The sequence below is a fragment of the Carnimonas bestiolae genome (genome assembly GCF_051251145.1).
GTDB classification, from domain to species: Bacteria; Pseudomonadota; Gammaproteobacteria; order Pseudomonadales; family Halomonadaceae; genus Carnimonas; species Carnimonas bestiolae.
Genome location: NZ_JBPCZK010000004.1, coordinates 119,672 through 139,767, shown reverse-complemented (window position 1 = coordinate 139,767; position 20,096 = coordinate 119,672). Strand labels below are relative to the sequence as shown.

General features: G+C 56.3%; 13 protein-coding genes. 9 read left to right on the top strand and 4 right to left on the bottom strand.

The window, feature by feature from the left end:
* The first annotated feature begins 92 nt into the window (after positions 1-92).
* The 6 genes from R84865_RS06955 to clpA all read left to right on the top strand — a co-directional run bounded on the left by R84865_RS06955 (position 93) and on the right by clpA (position 11,137).
* Positions 93-2,327 (top strand): NADP-dependent isocitrate dehydrogenase, encoded by a 2,235-nt coding sequence (locus tag R84865_RS06955; protein WP_435639219.1) that lies wholly within the window; start codon positions 93-95, stop codon positions 2,325-2,327.
* A 220-nt stretch (positions 2,328-2,547) separates the two neighbouring features.
* Positions 2,548-5,277 (top strand): TonB-dependent receptor domain-containing protein, encoded by a 2,730-nt coding sequence (locus R84865_RS06950; protein ID WP_435639218.1) that lies wholly within the window; start codon positions 2,548-2,550, stop codon positions 5,275-5,277.
* A gap of 357 nt (positions 5,278-5,634) precedes the next feature.
* Positions 5,635-6,501 carry a hypothetical protein gene (locus tag R84865_RS06945; protein ID WP_435639217.1) on the top strand — a complete coding sequence of 289 codons (867 nt, stop codon included), beginning with the start codon at positions 5,635-5,637 and terminating at the stop codon, positions 6,499-6,501.
* Positions 6,502-6,597: 96 nt separating this feature from the next.
* A complete protein-coding gene (locus tag R84865_RS06940) occupies positions 6,598-8,148 on the top strand; it encodes a porin family protein (protein ID WP_435639216.1) in 1,551 nt (516 codons plus the stop codon).
* A 281-nt stretch (positions 8,149-8,429) separates the two neighbouring features.
* Positions 8,430-8,828, top strand: coding sequence for an ATP-dependent Clp protease adapter ClpS (gene clpS / locus R84865_RS06935; protein ID WP_435639215.1), 399 nt, complete (start codon positions 8,430-8,432; stop codon positions 8,826-8,828).
* A 29-nt stretch (positions 8,829-8,857) separates the two neighbouring features.
* Entirely contained in the window at positions 8,858-11,137 is a 2,280-nt protein-coding gene (clpA, locus tag R84865_RS06930) for an ATP-dependent Clp protease ATP-binding subunit ClpA (protein WP_435639214.1), read from the top strand.
* Positions 11,138-11,317: 180 nt separating this feature from the next.
* On the opposite strand, the gene infA is transcribed toward clpA, so the two are convergent.
* From infA to R84865_RS06910, 4 genes are all read right to left on the bottom strand, one after another.
* Entirely contained in the window at positions 11,318-11,536 is a 219-nt protein-coding gene (infA, locus tag R84865_RS06925) for a translation initiation factor IF-1 (RefSeq protein WP_025732678.1), read from the bottom strand.
* A gap of 1,123 nt (positions 11,537-12,659) precedes the next feature.
* Positions 12,660-13,376, bottom strand: a complete 717-nt coding sequence (locus R84865_RS06920; protein ID WP_435639213.1) for an arginyltransferase — start codon at positions 13,374-13,376, stop codon at positions 12,660-12,662.
* 62 nt (positions 13,377-13,438) lie between these two features.
* Positions 13,439-14,152 (bottom strand): leucyl/phenylalanyl-tRNA--protein transferase, encoded by a 714-nt coding sequence (aat, locus tag R84865_RS06915; protein WP_435630833.1) that lies wholly within the window; start codon positions 14,150-14,152, stop codon positions 13,439-13,441.
* A 213-nt stretch (positions 14,153-14,365) separates the two neighbouring features.
* Positions 14,366-14,524, bottom strand: coding sequence for a hypothetical protein (locus tag R84865_RS06910; RefSeq protein ID WP_435630832.1), 159 nt, complete (start codon positions 14,522-14,524; stop codon positions 14,366-14,368).
* Positions 14,525-14,635: 111 nt separating this feature from the next.
* On the opposite strand from R84865_RS06910, the gene R84865_RS06905 reads away from it, so the two are divergent.
* The 3 genes from R84865_RS06905 to lolA all read left to right on the top strand — a co-directional run bounded on the left by R84865_RS06905 (position 14,636) and on the right by lolA (position 20,050).
* Positions 14,636-18,496: a DNA translocase FtsK gene (locus R84865_RS06905; RefSeq protein WP_435639212.1), complete on the top strand. Its 3,861-nt coding sequence runs from the start codon at positions 14,636-14,638 to the stop codon at positions 18,494-18,496.
* A 54-nt stretch (positions 18,497-18,550) separates the two neighbouring features.
* The gene (locus R84865_RS06900) at positions 18,551-19,339 is read left to right on the top strand and encodes an HTH domain-containing protein (RefSeq protein ID WP_435639211.1); all 789 of its coding nucleotides are present in this window, start codon (positions 18,551-18,553) and stop codon (positions 19,337-19,339) included.
* Positions 19,340-19,414: 75 nt separating this feature from the next.
* Entirely contained in the window at positions 19,415-20,050 is a 636-nt protein-coding gene (lolA, locus tag R84865_RS06895; RefSeq protein WP_435639210.1) for an outer membrane lipoprotein periplasmic chaperone LolA, read from the top strand.
* Positions 20,051-20,096 lie beyond the last annotated feature (46 nt).

The window sequence follows — 20,096 nt, the reverse complement described above, 5'->3', positions numbered from 1 at the left end:
CGCTGCAGATACACAAGAGCGGCAAGATAAATCACGCAACGTGCTTCCGACCACTCGCGTCGGTGGCTTATCACGACTAGCCGAGGCTTGATATGTCCGAATCACCCACGATCATTTACACCCTTACCGATGAAGCGCCGTTTCTGGCGACGCAATCACTGCTGCCAGTGATCAAAGCGTTTTCCGCCACCGCAGGCATCGGTATCGAAACCCGTGATATCTCGCTGGCGGCACGCGTGCTGGCGCAGTTTTCCGATCTTTTGGGAGAGCGCGCCGTTGCTGACGATCTGGCCGAATTAGGCCAACTGGCGCTAACCCCCGAGGCCAATATTATCAAGCTGCCCAACATCAGCGCCTCGATGCCGCAGCTGCGCGCAGCCATAAAGGAACTGCAGCAGCAGGGTTACCCACTGCCTGATTATCCCGATGATCCGCAGTCGGACGAAGAGCGGGATATCAAAGCGCGCTATGACAAGGTGAAGGGGAGTGCGGTAAACCCTGTCCTGCGCGAAGGTAACTCGGATCGTCGGGCACCGGCCTCGGTCAAGAGCTTCGCACGCAAGTACCCGCACCGTATGGGCGAGTGGTCGAGCGATTCCAAGACCCATGTCGCCCACATGGAGAGCGGCGATTATTTCGGTAATGAACAGTCAGCAACGCTCGATCAGGCCGATGCGCTGAGCATTTCACTTGAGCAGAGCGACGGTACCACGACACAGCTGCGCGACCCGGTGAAAGTGGAAGCGGGCGAAGTTGTCGATGCTACCTTCCTGAGCAGCGCTGCCTTGGCTGCCTTTATCGAGCGTGAAATCGAAGACGCCAAGCAGCAAGGCGTGCTGTTCTCGGTTCACCTCAAGGCCACCATGATGAAGGTGTCCGACCCGATCATGTTCGGTGGCGTAGTGTCGCAGTTCTATAAGGATGTACTGAGCAAGCATGCTGATACGCTGAATCGCATTGGTTTCAATCCCAATAATGGCATTGGCGATCTGTATTCGCGTCTTGATCAACTGTCCGATGATGAGCGCAGCACTATCGAGTCTGATATTGCGGCGGAATACGCCGAACGCCCCGCGCTGGCGATGGTCAATTCAGACAAGGGCATCACTAGCTTGCATGTGCCCAGCGATATCATCATCGACGCGTCGATGCCGGCGATGATTCGCGATTCCGGTAAAATGTGGAATGCCGATGACGCGCGCCAGGATGCCAAGGCGGTTATTCCCGATCGTAGCTATGCCGGTATTTACGCCACCGTGATCGATGACTGCAAGGCCAACGGTGCTTTCGATCCGTCGACCATGGGCAGCGTGCCCAACGTGGGGCTGATGGCGAAAAAGGCAGAAGAATACGGTTCTCACGACAAAACGTTCGAAATTCCCGCGGCCGGTACTGTCAAGGTTACCAAGGGTGACGGCAGCGTTCTGTTTGAGCATAAGGTTGAGAAGGGCGATATCTGGCGCATGTGTCAAACCAAGGATGCGCCGATTCGCGACTGGGTACGTTTGGCGGTTGAGCGTGCACGGTTAAGCGACACGCCGGCCATCTTCTGGCTTAATCCGGAGCGTGCGCACGATGCCCAGCTGATCGCCAAGGTGGAGCAGTACCTGAGCGAGCAAGATACCGACGGCCTCGACATTCGCATCCTGCCGCCTGAGCAGGCCATGCAGGTGTCGCTGCAGCGTATTCGCAAGGGCGAAGACACCATCTCGGTCACCGGCAACGTGCTGCGTGATTACCTCACCGACCTGTTCCCGATCATGGAGCTTGGCACCAGTGCCAAGATGCTCTCGATTGTGCCGCTGATGGCGGGCGGTGGGCTATTCGAAACCGGCGCCGGCGGTTCAGCGCCCAAGCACGTGCAGCAGTTCCTCGAAGAAAACCACCTGCGCTGGGATTCTCTGGGTGAATTCCTCGCGCTGGCTGCATCGCTTGAGCACTTGAGCCGTAGCTACAACGTGCCGCGGGCACAGGTGCTGGCAGATGCGCTGGATAAAGCCACTGGGCAGGTGCTTGATAACGGCAAATCACCTGATCGCAAGGTTGGTCAGTTGGATAACCGTGGCAGTCACTTCTACTTGGCGCTTTACTGGGCGCAGGCGCTGGCGGAGCAAAGCAGTGATGCCGAACTGGGCGGACTGTTTGAGGAGATCGCCACACGTCTCGCAGAAAACGAGCAGCAAATCGTCGAAGAATTGGCGAAGGTGCAGGGCCAGTCGGTGGATATTGGCGGCTACTATCATGTCGACAGCGACAAGGCGAGCGGTGCTATGCGGCCCTCCTCAACGCTGAACACCACCCTTGAGCTGTTGAAACAGAAAGCGTGACACGCATCGCTGCCGCTTAAGCGGCAGTGTATTGATTGAACGCATCGATGGCGTATCTGATAAGTGCGCCTGATTTATCGAAAAGCGCCCTGGCGGCATCGCCGTAGGGCGCTTTTCTTTGTTCAAGCTTAACCATTTCAGAGGGCAGGATAATTACTCACAAAATAACAATGATAATCAGTATCATTTATGGGTTCGTTTCAACAAGGGAACCTGGAACGTGTCCTCAACTTTTTCATATTTGCGCGGAAGGGCGGTGGTGCTATCAAGCGCTACCGTGTTGCTCGCCGCACTGCATGTCGCCTCTGCTAACGCTGCTGCTGTTAACAACTACAACATCGCCCCAGCCCCGCTGAAATCGGTCCTCGACCACCTCGCTGGCCAGGCCGGACTATCGCTTTCACCGTCGAGCGTATCGCTGGCAGGGCTTTCTTCTCAGGGAGTGAAGGGCAGCCAGCTATCGGTAGAGCAAGCGCTTGCTCAGGCACTCGAGGGTACCGGCATTGAGGCAACACTCAGCGGTGGGCGCATTACCCTCAGCGAAGCGCCGGTCGCCGCTGCCGCAGCGGCTGAAGATGATGCGGTCGCTGCTGCGGCTCCTGCGGCAGACGACGCATCGGCCGCAGGAGCGACGTCGCTGTCGACGATTACCGTGGTGGGAAAGGGCTTGGCGCCTGAGGGAACTGAGCCCAACACTAACTACACGGCACGCTCTTCAACCGCAGCGACGCGCCTGAATCTGGCGATGAAGGAAACGCCGCAGAGCATCACTACGATCACCACGCAGCAGGTCAAGGATCAGAACTTCAACACCCTTGAGGACGTGCTGAACTACACGCCTGGCATGACCGTTGTCGCCAGTGGCCCTAACGGTGCCGGTAACATGAACATCTACTCGCGTACCTTCCCGGTGCGCGCGATTAGCATGGACGGGGTGCCGGGCAGTACGTTCCTGCTGTCGGGAGGTTTTCAGGGGCGCGTTTCGGCGCAGGACCCATTCCTTTACGAGAAGATGGAGATCATCCGGGGTTCTACCGGGCTAACGGCGGGCTCCGGTGATCCATCGGCGAGCCTTAATTTCACCCGCAAGCACCCTTATCGCGATCGCCAGTTGAGTGGTCAGATAAAGTATGGCAAGTGGGGAAGAAAACGCGGTGAGCTCGACGTGTCGGTGCCCTGGATGGATGAGCATTTGCGCTCGCGGCTGGCGGTGTTTGGCGATGACGGTGGCCAGTGGCTCGGCAACGCCGACCGTAAAAGCTACGGTGTCTCGTTTATTACCGATGCCGATATCGACGACAACAATAGCGTCAGCGTGGGCGTTACTCACTATAAGGTGAAGCTCGACGGCGTTGGCCCGCATGGCATTACCCGCTACTCGCAGCTAGAGGATTCCCGCGCTATTGAGGACGTTCCCGAATATCGCAGAGGACTTCAAAAGGGGGGCTTCCCCTCCACGGTAGTGATGCCGACCACCACCGGCATGCGCAACGTCAATAACGCCACACCTTGGTCAGCCACCAATCGCTCCTATACCAATCTTTTTGCGACGTACGATCACTTCTTTGATAACGGCTGGGATTTCAAGGTTTCTTATAACTACGCTGATAATAAGGATGACCAGAAGTACGGTGAAATGGGCACGACGTTTTATTTTCCAAACCCGGCGGACAACGTAGCAAGCTATTCCTATCGTCATCGTGATAGTAGGAACTATGTTAACAATGTTGATGCCAATCTAAGCGGCAGTTTCGAGTTACTGGATAATGATCAGGACTTTGTCGTTGGATATAACTATTACCGCACGCAGCATCGTGAGTTTACTGGCTATCCTACCCAAAGCGCAGGAGGGATCGCCGTTTGGAATACACAGTTTGGCTTTGTTTGCCAAGAATTAAATAACTGTCAGCAACACGACCCAACGTACATCAGTAATGGGCGTGGGATTTCCCTCACAGATTGGAATAACGGAATATATCCGTCCGAGCCGGATGGGATGGACACACCATACTACAAGACTGGAACAGTTTGGACGCAAAAGGGACCCTACTTCGCTACCCATTGGCGGTTGATTCCACGCACTCATTTGATTTTCGGTGGCCGCTGGACTGAGCAAACCTATGGAGATCCCAAGGAATCGTGCCTGAATGGCATTGACGCATCCGAATGCAACCCTAACCAACAATATTATGAATCCTCGGACAGCGATATAAAAACGGGCTTCTTGCCTTATGGCGCATTAGTTGTTGAATTAACCAAGGATATCAACGCCTATTACAGCTATGCTGAGAGTTATATTGAAAATGATAATTCGGGCGATAACCGTTACGAAGATGGCAGCTTCCGGCCTCCGATTCGTGGAGTTACCAATGAGGGCGGCCTCAAGGCGGGCTTCTTTAATAATCGCTTGAATGCCAGCATTGCTCACTTCGATATTATGCAGAAGGATTTCCCCGATCTTGATGATGACTCGGTCAGCAATGGCTATCACGCCCACGGCTGGGAACTGACGCTGGCCGGTGAAATTACTCCGGAGTGGCGGGTTAGTGCAGGCTATGTGAAGCAGCAGCAGTCGCCGCCGAACATGCAAACCTTCAACCGCATGCTGGACGACAACAACAATTCTTATGCATCGCCGCGCGAACAGTTCGTGCTGTTTAGCACTTACGACGTGCTTCCCGAACTGACCGTGGGTGGCGGGATGCGCTGGCGTAAAGGTGCGGAGGGAGAGTGGGTGCCACCGACAGCCAACGTTGATACCGCCGCTGACGTGATGAAGCAGAAGCCGTACAGCGTGTACGACGCCATGGTGCGTTGGCGGATGACCCAGCAGCTGGCGCTGCAGCTCAACGTTAACAACATTTTCGATAAAACCTATTACAGCCACGAGAACTCGTATATCTCAGGGGCCCCTCGTAACGCGACGCTAGCGCTACAGTACAACCTGTAAGCGTCTGTCGATAACCGCCCAAGCGCTAGCCGCCATTGACAATCAATGGCGGTTTCCGCGTTTTGGCCTAGGCAATTTCCGTTAGGAAGAGCTCCCTCGACGTCAGTCCTCTCATCACGAATTATAGTTTGAAACTTAATTCTATCAGAGGCGTGACGTTTATTTGACATATTTTACGATAATGAAAATCGTTATCATTTATACTGTGCTGCGTTGCAGCGCAGGGCCCGATGTCTCTCCGGTACGGGCGTAACGCCAGGGAAAGCGACGGATGAAGTGCCTTGAAGCTGCCAACATCAGTAGTGAGCTTTCACTGCTGTTTATTCAGCTGTGCTTCATAACTCAGAGGGAATATTGATGAAAAAACGCGCTTTGTCGCTGTCCATCGCGCTGGCCTTGTTGAGCGTCAGTGCCGCGCAGGCTGCGCAGTGGCAGCAGCTCAATCTAAACCAGCCCAGTAACATCGATCCGAACGTGACCTATTCAGGCTCATTCGATTTTAATGGCCACACCTACGGTCCTGACAATGCCCGCAAGGTTAATGGGCAAGCGTCCAGCAACGTTGAGCACACCTTCGATCTTACTCAATTGAAAGCGGACACCCTGTACGGCAAGAACAACGGTAACCTGGGCAAGAACGATGTGGTGCTGAAGTCCAACGACAACTCGTTTTCCAATGGCGCGCCAGTGGTTTACCGCATGTACCGCCAGCAATATTCAGCCGCAGTGGTCAACCTGTCGCGCGGTACCGAATCGCGTCACTTCGTGAAGAGTGTAGTAGGCGAGAAGACAGCGCCTGATACTCTGGTAAACGGCACCTATAACTATCAAGGGGTAACGTTCACCAACTTCCCGCGGGGCGATTTCAATTATCAAGTCAACGTGACCGGGCCGAGCAGCGCGACCGGTCAGGGTAAATTCAACCTCAACGATATCAAGATTCCTGCTGGGCAGAGCTCTACGGGTAAAGACGTCTTCTTCGATATTGCCGGTAACCTAGATAAAACTAATCTGGTGAAAGCAGGGGGCGGATTGGTATTCCAAGGCGGGGTGTCAGGTGTTTCTGCCACCAATAACTCCGCTTGGAGAGAGATTGGTGGCCCAGCGGCTGCGGCCGAGTATCAGCTAACCCTTTACGGCCCCGGTGGTCGCGAGATTGCTGGCTCTATCCAGGGGTTACCTGACCGCATTGGTTCTGTGGCGGTAATTGGTAAGCGCAAGTAGGTGTATCCGTAGACGGGCGGCCTCAGTGCCGCCCGTTTTAGTGCCTGAGTGACGCTGTTACCCATGTTATCGCCGTTAGGGAAATTCACCTCCGCAATGCGTTTACCTTCTCTCATTTCTCTATGTGCCAGCGTCGCGCTGCTAGTTGGCTGGCCCAGTGCCTCGCAGGGTGCGGCGCCCTCGTTATTGCCGCAGCGGCCGCTGGATACGCCGCTTGAGCTGAAGACGGAGCCAAAAACGCCGCCGTCCAAGGTGGCTCCCAAATATCAAGCGCAAAGCAAGCAGTCTGCGGCGGTCAAGGTGACCCGTGAGCAGTTGAAGCACAACCTCAAACTCACTGAAATGATCCTCAATCAGGCAATGTTGCAGGAACACTGGCCGACGATCGCCGATATTCTGACCTTTTATCCTGACATGGAAGGCCATGACAAGATTCTGGAAGGCTATACGCGAGCAGCGCTGGCACGGCACGATGGCCGCTATGGTGAGGCGTTAGCCATTTACCAGCAGTTGCTTGGCAACGACCCCGAGCTGGATTACGTGCGCCTCGAAATGGCGAGCACGCTATATGAAAACAACCAGTTGAAGGACGCCGAGCGCGAGTTTCAGCGGCTTTCCCAGCGTCGTATTGATATTCATGCCCAGCGCGATATTTATCTTTACCGTGTGGCGATGGTCGATGCTCAGCAGTGGAAGTTTTCGGTGGCAGCGGGGCTTGGTTACGACAACAACATCAACTCGGCCAATCCGGATCGGGTGTTAAGCATACCGGTATGGCAGGAAATTACCCCGGAACAGGCCGCCGAGCTGGGCGTCACAGGCAAACGTGACGAAGTACTGGCCGCGCTGCTGCGCTCAGAGCTGATCAAGCAGGATCGGCGTCAGCGCCCAATTGATGCTTTCGGCCTGCGCTATCGCGCCAGCGCCGACAAGGAAGTCAACATTGCCGGCCATCACTATTATTCGGTTGGGTTGGGCGTCAGTGGCGTGCATCAAGGGCGCTACGCCAGCGATTACGACGATATGCTGCTGTCTTTACAGATGGGCTATCACTACAAGGTGGCGCGTCACTGGCTATCGATCTCTCCGGTGGCCATGAAGCGCTGGTACGGCAGTCAATCCTACCAATACGACGCAGGCAGTAATTTCGAGTACGGCTATCGAGTGCAGCCCAACTGGCGCGTATCGCTGGGCTACACCTGGCTGAAGCATGAGTACGAGCGCCCGGAAGAGAAGCCGTACGACGGTTATCTCAACAACTATATGCTGTCGAGCCAGTATTTCTTCACGCCGAGCCTGGCGCTCTATGGTTCGCTGATATATGCCGACGAAGCCGCTCAAGAGCGTGCTTACGGTTCGCGCGCGCCAGCCGTTATGTTTGGCGGCTACGGTGAGTGGCCCGACCTGATCGGAGCGAGTCTTTCGGCGCGCTATCAGCGCCAGCGTTTCAAGGCGCGCTACCGCGTGTTCGATAGTCAGCGCAGTGATCGCGTGCTCAGCGTTAATGCATCGTTGTGGAAACCGGAGTGGCAGTGGTGGGGCGTAATGCCAAGACTTAATGTCGACTATGAGCGCGTCAGTAGTTCGATTCGCGCTTATGAGCGCCATCGCACCCGCGTAGCGCTGATGGTTGAGAAAAATTTTTAGTGGCTAGCGGGCACTTTTGGTAGGCGGTATTGCCTACAAAAGAAGGGCCAACGGTTGCGCGAGTGAGCATGTTGCTCTTGCATCGGTCGCCAAGTGGCTCCATGTTGTGAGTATCAGTTAATCACTCACGCCGCTCGCTAATGCTCAGTGTTAGTGGGTTGCAGTGCGGCATCGCGGCACAAACTACAGTAAAACCGCGTTTTGCTGTCATATACTGCCTGCCACGGCGTAAATGTCGCCGATGTTGCACTTTCCACTTGTGTTCACCGGTTTAGCCACTTATGTTCGAAGTAACGGGAAATCTCGAAAAGGCAGCAGGTCTGCCTGAATCCGCCTTGGAGTGGGTAGTTAAAGCTCATTCTGGTGATCCTGACTCAGGATTCAGCGATGATATCGCTGAGCAGGCGAGCGATCCTGAGCTTGCCGAGCCGCCGCTGTATAAGGTGGTCCTGCTCAACGACGACTACACGCCAATGGAGTTTGTGGTCGAGGTGTTGCAAAGGTTTTTCGGGATGGACAACGAGCAGGCGGTACAGGTCATGCTGACCGTCCATACTCAGGGCAAGGCAACATGCGGCATTTTTACCCGCGATGTTGCTGAAACCAAGGCACACTTGGTGAACGAATACTCGCGGCAAAGTCAGCAACCGCTGCTGTGCGATATCGACCGGGTCGAGTGATCCATTTTGGTGGCCAATAGGGGATTGTCATGCTAAGCAAAGAACTCGAGCTTACCCTGAACACGGCCTTTACCGTGGCACGCTCAAAACGCCACGAGTTTATGACCGTCGAACACCTTCTTCTTGCCCTGCTGGAAAACGTTTCCGCAGCCGACGTGCTGCGGGCGTGCGGAGCCAATCTCGATAAGCTTCGTGCCGACCTGCAGGATTTTATCAGCGCAACTACTCCGCTCATTCCGGAAGGCCAGTCCGACCGCGAAACACAGCCAACGCTGGGCTTCCAGCGCGTGCTGCAGCGGGCGGTGTTCCACGTTCAATCGTCCGGCAAAAGCGAAGTTAACGGTGCCAACGTGTTGGTTGCCATCTTCTCTGAGCAGGAAAGCCAGGCGGTTTACTTCCTCAAGCAGCAGAACGTCGCACGCGTGGACGCCGTTAACTATATCGCTCACGGTATTTCTAAAGTAACCGGTCACGGTCAGGCGCAGCAGTCGCCTAATCGTGAAGGTGAAGAAGCTGAAGAGGGCTCCGGCGATGCGTCGTCGCATCCTCTGACCGGTTACGCGACCAACCTTAACGAGCAAGCGCGCATTGGCCGCATCGATCCTTTGATCGGGCGCGACCACGAGCTTGAGCGCGTTATCCAGATTCTCGCCCGCAGGCGCAAGAACAACCCGCTGCTGGTGGGTGAGGCTGGCGTCGGCAAGACCGCTATAGCCGAAGGATTGGCGAAGCGTATCGTCGAAGAAGACGTGCCCGATGTCATCAAGGATGCCATTGTCTACTCGCTCGATATGGGCGCGCTGCTGGCGGGCACCAAGTATCGCGGCGATTTCGAAAAACGCTTGAAAGCACTGCTGGGCGAGCTGAAAAAAGAGCCCAACTCGGTGCTGTTTATCGATGAAATTCACACCGTCATCGGTGCGGGCGCGGCTTCTGGTGGCGTCATGGATGCATCCAACCTGCTCAAACCGCTGCTTTCTTCGGGCGAACTGCGCTGCATTGGCTCGACCACCTTCCAGGAGTTCCGCGGCATTTTCGAGAAGGACCGTGCCTTGGCGCGGCGTTTCCAGAAGGTCGATGTGCCTGAGCCTTCGGTCGAAGACACCATTCGCATCCTGAAAGGACTGCGCGGCCGTTTCGAAGAGCATCACCAGCTCAAGTACACCGACGGCGCCATGGAGGCGGCGGTGCAGCTGTCCGATCGTTATATCAACGATCGTCACCTGCCCGACAAGGCCATCGACGTTATCGATGAAGCGGGTGCGCATCAGCATTTGCTGCCTGAAGAAGCGCGCGCCAGCACCATTGATGTCGAGCAGATCGAGTCGATCGTGGCGTCGATTGCCCGTATTCCGCCGAAGAGCGTTTCCAGCTCCGACCGTCAGCGCTTGGCCAATCTCGAGCGTGATTTGAAAATGCTGGTGTTCGGGCAGGACGAGGCGATCGAAAGCTTGTCAGCGGCTATCAAGCTATCCCGTGCCGGGCTTAACTCGCCAGAAAAACCGGTGGGTAGCTTCCTGTTCGCCGGGCCCACAGGGGTGGGTAAAACCGAGGTGGCTCGTCAGTTGGCTCAGTTGATGGGCATTGAGCTGGTGCGCTTCGACATGTCCGAATATATGGAGCGCCACACGGTGTCGCGCCTGATCGGTGCACCGCCGGGCTACGTTGGGTACGACCAGGGCGGGCTGCTCACTGAGGCAGTCACCAAACAGCCGCACTGTGTGCTGCTGCTCGACGAGGTCGAAAAAGCGCATCCCGAGGTCTTCAATCTGCTGCTGCAGGTGATGGATCACGGCAGGCTAACGGATAACAACGGACGTGAAGCCGACTTCCGCAACGTGATTGTAATCATGACGTCCAACGCTGGCGCCGAGCAGGCATCGCGCCGCTCGATTGGCTTCCAGCATCAGGACCACTCGACCGATGCCATGGAGGTTATTCGCAAGACCTTCACGCCGGAATTCCGTAACCGCCTTGACGGCATCATTCAGTTCCATCGTCTGGATGCGCAGATTGTGCGCAGCGTCGTCGACAAGTTCCTGGTGGAATTGCAGGCGCAGCTTGATGAGAAGCGCGTGCAGCTCGATGTCGATGACGAAGCGCGTGCATGGCTTGCCGAGCACGGCTACGATCCCGAAATGGGCGCACGCCCGATGGCGCGTTTGATTCAGGATCAGGTCAAGAAACCCTTGGCTGAGAAAATCCTGTTCGGCGATCTGGCAGACAAGGGCGGTATCGTGCACGTTAGTGTCGAAAACGATCAGCTGCGGCTTGAGAGTGAGGCCGCACTGGCGTCAGAAGCCGAGTAAGCAAAGTGGCGGCTGCCCGCGCAGCCGCTTCTCTCTGTTCAACGCAACCCGCAACGCAAAAAGCGCCTTCCCATGCAGGGAAGGCGCTTTTTTATGTTCGCGATGGCGGTTAATGCTAGTGAGCGCAGTCCATCGAATGCTGATATCCCGTTAACGCGCGTGTTAAGGCGCAGGTAGATATTAGCGAGAACGGTATACGATACGTCCTTTGGAAAGGTCGTAGGGAGTTAGCTCTACCTTGACCTTGTCACCCGTCAGAATACGGATGTAGTTTTTGCGCATTTTGCCGGAAATATGCGCAGTCACAATGTGACCGTTTTCGAGTTCCACTCGGAACATGGTGTTGGGAAGGGTGTCTACTACTACACCTTCCATTTCAATATGGTCTTCACGTGCCATATAGGCCTTTCCTCCAAAAAATAACGTCTGAGCAAGCGGTGCAGGTGGTCGCTGCGGCAGGATCAATCTCTCGGTAGCCGTAAGCGAATACGCTGAGTCCGCGGGAGTAGGGCGGAAGATCGCGAATGGCGTGGCAAGATTGCGGCGGATTATGCCACATGAGGGGTTTTCAGGCAAAAAACGTTGGGGAGGGTGGTTTTCCGGGTGTCTCACTCAGGAGCCTGTGCAGAGTTGCTTTGTCGGCGTTCTTACCTGCTGGCTAATTATAGAGCCTGTGCAGTTCTTCACTGTCGGCGTCTTTACCTGTTGAGTGATTCTAAAGCCTGCGCAGTCTTTCACTGTTAGCGTCTTAGCAAACGTTATTTATTGATATCTGAAGGGGACCTTGCAGGCCCCCTTCACCCCCGCTGTCGTCAGTCGCGTCAGACCATCCGCTTGCAAAAACGCGCTGCAAGCGGATGATTCCGCGCCTTCCTTAGGAAGTTTGCGTATGACGGATGTTCAAGTACGTAGAGGGTTCTAGTTATCAACGCCTGACAGCCCATTGAATGTGTGCGCTGTGCGTGCACAGCGACATCACATTCGGGGCGCTTCCACGAGCGGGAGAGCGCGAGAGGGACAAGGTTCCTCTCGCATTCAGAATAAAGGTTAGGTTTGAAAAGATACCGACAGTGAAGAACTGCGCAGGATTTAGAATCAGCCTACCGATAAGAATGCCAACAAAGCAATACTGCGCAAACTCCAGAATCAGCCACCCAATAAAGCCGCCAACAATAATCCCCATGCAGAACTCTCACTCAGCCAGCAGAGAAAACACCAGCATCGCAAATCTCATGTAGGAAGGCGCGGAATCATCCGCTTGCAGCGTGGTTTTGCAAGCGGATGGTCTGACGCGCCTGACGCAGGCGGGGGTGAAGGGGGCCTGCAAGGTCCCCTTCGAATATCAATAAATAACGTTTGCTAAGATACCAACAGTGAAGAATTGCGCAGGATTTAGAATCAGTCTACCGATAAGAATGCCAACAATGAAAGCCCGCGCAGGATTTAGAATCAGCCTACCGATAAGAACGCCAACAAGGCAATACTGCGCAAACTCCAAAACTAGCCACCCAATAAAGCCCGATCAATAAAGCTTCCACCCCGTCTGCGTCAGCAACTCCAGCGGCCGAAACCTCGTTTTGTATCGCATCTTGGAGCTGTCGGCGATCCAATAACCCAGATACATGTAGGGTAGCTTCTGCGTGCGGGCGCGTTCTATCTGCCATAGCACGGCGTAACTGCCCAGTGACCGGCGGGTGTATTCAGGCTCTGGGGCATAAAAGGTGTAGATAGCGGAGAGCCCGTCGCTTAGCTGATCGATGGCGGCGACGGCTAACAGCTCATCATCCAACCGAAACTCGACCATTCGCGAAAAGTGCTGGTTGCTGGTGAGAAATGAGCGGTATTGCGCTTCATCGGGAGGATACATAGCGCCATCACGGTGGCGAGCGCTGATGTAGCGGCAGTAGAGGGCGTAGTGTTCGTCGGAAAAGTGCGCGGGTAGGTCTTGTATTTGCAGGTCCCGATTGCGCTGATAGAGCCGCCGCTGGCTGCGATCAGGGTGGAAATCGGCCACCAGTACACGGGCGGACTGGCAGGCGCTGCACGCATCACAGTGCGGGCGGTACAGATTAGGGCCGCTGCGTCTGAAGCCGGCGTGCGTAAGCGCAGTATAGAGCGCTGTCGTGACATCGAGAGCCGGGTCGATAAATAGCGTGGTGGCCTGCTGATCCGGCAGATAGCTGCACGGGTGGGGCGGTGTCACGAAGAGCTTGATATTGCTCTCGGTGGCACTGGTCATGAGCGATCTCCCGATAGAGTGAGTGAAGGGTCGGTAGTATTAACTGTGCGCTTTCACGCGGATCATGACATTAATGTAGTGTGCCATTGGCTGGATACGCCAATAGGGTCGTGATCGATGGCGCTATCAAGCAGCGCCGTGAAATCGCTGCGTGATATAAGGCGCGCGCCCAGTCGTTCGAGATGAGGCGTGTGCATCTGGCAATCAATAAGCTTGAAATCGCGTGCTTTCAGAAACTCTACCAACATGGCCAGCGCCACTTTCGAGCTATCGTTTTCGCGCGAGAACATCGACTCGCCAAAAAATACCTTGCCTACGGCCACGCCGTACAGGCCTCCCACCAACTGTTGATCGCGCCACACCTCGACCGAGTGGCCATAGCCCAACTGGTGCAGCGCCTTGTAGGCGTCCTTCATTGTCTCGGTAATCCAGGTGCCCCCTTCATGCAGCGTCGAACAGCACTCGATCACGTCGCTGAAGGCATGATCGAGGGTGACCCGAAAGCCGCCGTTGCGAATGCGCTTCGCCAGGCTGCGGCGTATTTTCAGTTCATGGGGAAACAGCACCATGCGCGGGTCCGGGCTCCACCATAGAATAGGTTCGCCATCACTGAACCACGGGAATATGCCGCGCCGATAGCCTTCCAACAACCATTCAGGAGAGAGCTGGCCGCCAGCCGCCAACAAGCCTTCGGGCGATTCCAGCGCCTGCTCGACGTCGGGAAACCAGGGCGAAAGAGTGTTGCCAAGCCAGCTAAGAGGAGGTTGTTCTGCCATGGGGGAGGGGGCCTTAACATCATGCCAAACATGCGTGAAGCGGGTAATAGCGGCGATGCTCTGTGGTTAAGTGCCGAACATAGCGCCCGCCAACGTCATCATATCGCACCTGCCAGTCGTGCAAATAGTCCGTGTTATCAATAGTATGCTGATGCCGTTACATAAGAGTGGGCTGTGTTAGAATAACAGCGAGGACGAAGCGGCTGCTGCCGACTACTGCTGCCACGTAGTAATGGCGCTGTCTGCCATTCGCCACGGTACTGTTTGCCGCGGCGAGTCAGGGTGGTAAGGTCGCTCCTCGGCGCTGGTGGTTATCACTTTATCCGTTATCAAGCCGTTATCGTCGGCCAGCAGCCCAAATGTTAGCGACATACGGTCGAAGCAATCTTCCTTGCATAACGTCTTTACCATATTTTTACGGCCCGGCGCCCAATGTCCGAGCCGTCGTCGTGATTGTTAATAGTGCCTTTTGGCGCGTAGGGGATGTCAACATTGAGTGTCAAGAAACGATCACAAGCCACTCCTAATCGCAAACGTAAACCGGCTCAGAAAAACGCAGCCAAGAACACGCGTAATAGTCGCTCTCGGCAGGGCGCGCAGTCGGCTGCCAGTCGTAATAAAGCAGTGCCGCGTGATAAGAAACAGCAGGCACGTGCGCATGCTAAAACGCGTCACATGTCCGAAGCCTCGCAGCGCTTCTCGGCCAATTTGCAGGGTGCCGCGAAAGATGGTGTCGCGATTGGCATGCTGGCGGTGTGTGCGTTTCTGCTACTGGCCTTTTTTAGCTATTCCAATACTGATCCCGGCTGGTTCAGTAGTGGCCCTGAACAGCAGGTCGGTAACTGGATGGGGCAGTGGGGCGCCTGGCTGGCTGATGTGCTGTTTGCGCTATTGGGGGATGCGGCGCTTTGGCTGCCGGCCATTCTTGGCTTCGGCGGCTGGCGTTTGATTCGCTCGCGTGTCGCTCATTACGAATGGAACCCTAACGCGCTGGCGGTGCGTCTGGTGGGCCTGATGATGGTGCTGGTAGGCACCTGTCTGATTGCCGAATTGCATACCAGCGGTGGCAGTGACCTTCCTAACGGTAACGGTGGGGTTATCGGGCAGGGGCTCGCCGATCTGCTTAACGGCGGCATCAGCGTCAGCGGCACCACGCTGGTGGCATTGGCGCTGCTGTTGGGCGGTGTGCCGATGCTGCTCAATGCTTCCTGGCTGACCATTATGGACAGCCTCGGCAAGGCCGGTGCGGCGCTATTCGGCTGGGTGTCTGAAAAATTCTCGGCATCACGTGACGCGCTCGATAATCGTCGCGCCAATCGTGACGCCGCTGCCCTTGATGACGACACCCATCAGGCTCCAGCGCAGCAGCACAAGGGGCCGTCGCTGCTGTCACGCGCGATCGACAAGCTCAAAGGCTCGCCCTTTTCGGCGGGGCTTGATCGTAACGGCAGCGGCGACGATCGCAGCAGCGCGTATTACGACGATAGCGTTTACAGCGATCGCGACCATTATTCTTACGACGACCGTCGCGCATCAGGAGATGCCAGCGAACTGCCGTGGAGCGATGTAGAAGAAGCACCTTCTCGCCGTACGCGTGCGGAGTTGCAGGAACGCGATACTGCGCCAGCGCAGCCTTCTTATGCACGCGACGAAGCGCCGCGTGAGCATCGCGATACGTACGCTGCGCCACTCAGCGCATTCGACGAGCGCGACACCTGGGCAGAGGAAGAGGCATCGCAGCAGCGCTCCAGCCACTTTGCTGCTCAGCCTGAAGACAGCCAGCCTGCCCAGCATCGTGATGAGCGTCCCACGCTGCCGCCGCAAAGCGACGTCGATCCCTTGGAGCGCTCGGCCGCTCAGCTACCTCGTCACGACGAATCGGCCAATGCGCCGGCTGCTCAGCAGCCTGATAAGGCGCTTGCGCAGCACGCCGACCATAGCGTTGCTGCGCAACACTCTAGCCTTGGCGCACCCACTCAGCCCTACAGTGATGTTACCCGTCGTCGTATTCCCGACGCATTGGATACTCCAACAGCAGCGCGTGAAGAAGCTGAAGAGGGCGATCACAGCGCTCAGGCTGCGCCAGCCAAGCCGCGTATTCGCGTGGGAGCAGGTGAGCGCTATCAAAACGATGGTGCCCATAAGAACGCGCCCGCTGCGGCTGCGGGAGTCGCCGCAGGTGCTGCGGTGGTCGGTGAGCAGGTAGCCGCGGCAGCGTTTATACCCGCTGCTGATACGGCTGCCGACAGCCATGCCGACACTACGTCCGAGACGGCTGCCGGCACCAGCAGCGCGTCCGAGTCGTCAGCCGCCAGCGCGATCACCGAACAGCCGCATGCCTCCGCTGATCAGCCTTCCGACGCTGCGCCAACCGCGCAGCCGGCAGCGCCAGCCAGTGGTCAGCCGGGTGATAGCGTTGCGTCTTCTCCCGCCTCTGACCACGACCAAGAGACAGCTGCTCCCTTCGACCTTGACGACGATGTGGTGCTTCCCACGCCGAACGAAGAAGCACCTGCGGCGACGGACCATCTGTCAGCGCTTGAGGACGAAGAGCCCAGCGAGCCCACGCTGGATGCGCCCATATCGGCACATGATGAAGCTCAGTCCGAGCAGGACGCGAGCAGTGCTGCGCTGTTCGGTGCGCCCGTAGGTGAGAACGACGACGAACTGACTGCGGTGCAGCCCGTTGCGCCCAGCGCTAGCGAACCTGAGCCTGCCGCACCGCTGGAACCTGTTGCCGCTGCTCCCGAGACACCTGCGCCGGCAGCCCCTCAGGGGCCACGTGTGTGGACCGTCGAGCAGATGCAGAATCAGGGCAACGCTTATGAGCTGAGCGAGCCAGTGGGCAAGATGCCTTCCACCGAGCTGCTAACGCCAGCAGATACGGCCAAGCCTTCCTATACGCAGGAAGAGCTCGACAACATGGGCCAGATGCTTGAAACACGCCTGAAGGAATATGGCGTCAAGGCGGAAGTGGTCGATGTCTCACCTGGGCCTGTGATCACGCGTTTTGAAATCGAGCCAGCGGCGGGGGTTAAAAGCTCCAAGATCAGCAACCTTTCCACCGATCTGGCGCGCTCGCTGCGGGTCAAGAGCGTGCGTGTTATCGAAGTCATTCAGGGCCGCTCGACGGTAGGTATAGAGATCCCCAATCCCAAGCGCGAAATGATTCGCCTGCGTCAGGTCCTGGAATCGTCTGCCTATCGCGACGCAGCGTCGCCGGTCACGGTGGCATTGGGTCAGAGCATCAGCGGTCAGTCGATGGTTGCCGATCTGGGCAAAATGCCCCACGTGCTGGTGGCAGGGACTACCGGCTCGGGCAAATCGGTGGGCGTCAACGCGATGCTGATTTCGATGCTGCTGAAATCGACGCCTGAAGAAGTGCGGATGATTTTGATTGATCCGAAAATGCTCGAACTGTCGGTCTACGACGATATTCCGCATTTGCTGACGCCCGTCGTTACCGATATGAAGGAGGCAGCCAACTCGCTGCGCTGGTGCGTGGCCGAGATGGAACGTCGCTATAAGCTGATGTCGAAGATGGGCGTGCGTAATATCGCAGGCTTCAATGCCAAGCTCGATGAAGCCCACGCAGCGGGCGCGCAGATTGCCGATCCGCTGTGGGACCCAGAGCCTTGGCAGGCGTCTGAACCGCACCCCATGCTCGAAAAGCTGCCTTACATCGTGGTGGTGATCGATGAGTTTGCCGACATGTTCATGGTGGTGGGCAAGAAAGTCGAAGAGCTGATTGCTCGCCTTGCCCAAAAAGCGCGTGCAGCGGGTATTCACCTGGTGCTGGCGACTCAGCGTCCTTCGGTGGATGTGGTGACCGGCTTGATCAAGGCTAACATTCCGTCACGTATCGCTTTCCAGGTCTCCTCGAAAACCGATTCGCGGACTATCCTTGATCAGGGCGGGGCAGAAAGCCTGCTTGGTCACGGCGATATGCTCTACCTGTCGGTTGGCGCGGGAACGCCAGTGCGCGTGCACGGTGCCTTCGTTGACGATAACGAAGTACACCGCGTGGTCGAGGACTGGAGGGCGCGCGGCACGCCCGATTACGTCGAAGAGATCCTCTCCGGTGATGTAAGCGCCGACGCCTTGGCAGGGCTTGAAGCCGACAGCGACAACGCCGACGCCGAGCAGGATGCGCTTTACGACGAAGCGGTCGCCTTCGTGACAGAGAAGCAGAAGGTTTCGGTTTCCTCGGTGCAGCGTAACTTCAAGATTGGCTATAACCGCGCATCGCGGCTTGTCGAAGCGATGGAAAAAGCCGGCGTCGTGTCCGAAATGGGCGCCAACGGCGGTCGTGAAGTGCTGGCTCGACCCGCACCTCGAGCGTAGCAAAAAGGGGCTTCGGCCCCTTTTTTTGGTTTTTCTAGTTAGCGGACCCTTGTCATGAAAGATATGCCATGGAAGCAAGCAGTCGAGCAGGTGCTTCGAAATACCAGCAGCGTAATGAATAGGACCGAAATTGCTGATGCAATTATCGCCGAAAAGCTCCGTATCAATGTCGGCGCAACGCCTGCACACACGGTTGCTGCTACGCTTAGTATGTCGATCGATAAAGATGGAGACGCCTCTCCGTTTTTCCGCGTGCGGCGCGGTGAATACATGCTACGGGAACTCGTAGATTCGACTGCACATTCTTCAGCAGCCCTTGAACAAAACGTTCGCTATGAAGAGAACGAAGAAAGCGAAGCAGGAGGCATCAAGGCCTTTGGTGTTTATTGGGCGCGTGACAGAGTGAATTGGCAGCGCAAGCCCAAGTTGTTAGGGCAGCAACAAATAGCCGCTGAAGCGGTTGATATGTGCGATCAGATAGGCATCTATTTGCTCTACGATGGGCGTGAGGCGATTTATGTTGGAAGGTCGATTGATCGCCCGTTGGGTATTCGCCTCTACGAACACACCCTAGATAGATTGCGTGGCAGATGGGATCGTTTTTCCTGGTTTGGGCTTTACGATATAACCTCTGACGGGCAGCTATCTGATAAACGCCTGGATGCAGACCCTGAGTCGTTGATTCGAGCGATGGAAGCAGTGTTAATCGAATCCATTGAGCCGAGGCAAAACAGAAAGCGTGGAGACGATTTCTCCGACATTGAATATATCCAGCAGACTGACCCTTTCATTGAGAGAGAGCGTAAGCGCAAGATTCTTCAAGATCTTGCCCAGAAGCTATGATGAAAGGAACTTTCCTCTTGTTTTAGCCGTCAATGTCCCAATCTTTCCGACATAGCCACTAATAAAGGATTCTCAATGATGCATCTTGGCCGCACGCTGATCGGTATGTTTTGTGGTGCTGCGCTGTTCGCTTCGTCAGGCGTATACGCGCAGGCCAATCCCGCCGAGCAACTGACCCAACTGCTTGAGCCGCTGCACACCTACTCTGGGGATTTCAAGCAGGTGGTGGCAGGTGACGGTGGTCAGGCGGCGCAGCAGGCCAGTGGCCATATGTGGCTGGCGCGCCCGGGCAAATTCAACTGGCAGGTTAACGCGCCTTATTCGCAAACCGTGGTTTCGAATGGCAAGAAGGTGTATCTGTACGATCCCGACCTGAACCAGGTGTCGGTGCGTAATCTCGATCCGCAGGTGACCTCGACGCCAGCGCTGCTGCTGTCAGGCAGTGCGGGTCAGATTACCCGCGATTACAGCGTGACCGAGCGCGGCAGCGGCAATACCAAGGTGTTTAGCCTTACGCCGCGTGACAAGGGCAGTCTATTCCAATCGCTGCAGATGACCTTCAACGGTGATCGCTTGACCAGCCTGAGCATGGAAGACCCTTCGGGCCAGCAAACTCGCGTGTCGTTCTCGAACGTCGAACAGAACGGCTCCATCGATGACGCTCGGTTTGTCTTCAATATCCCCAAAGGGGCCGATGTTGTCGAGCAGTAAGCAGCTTCTTCACGACGCCTGTGTAATGCAGGCGTTTCTGGTTCGG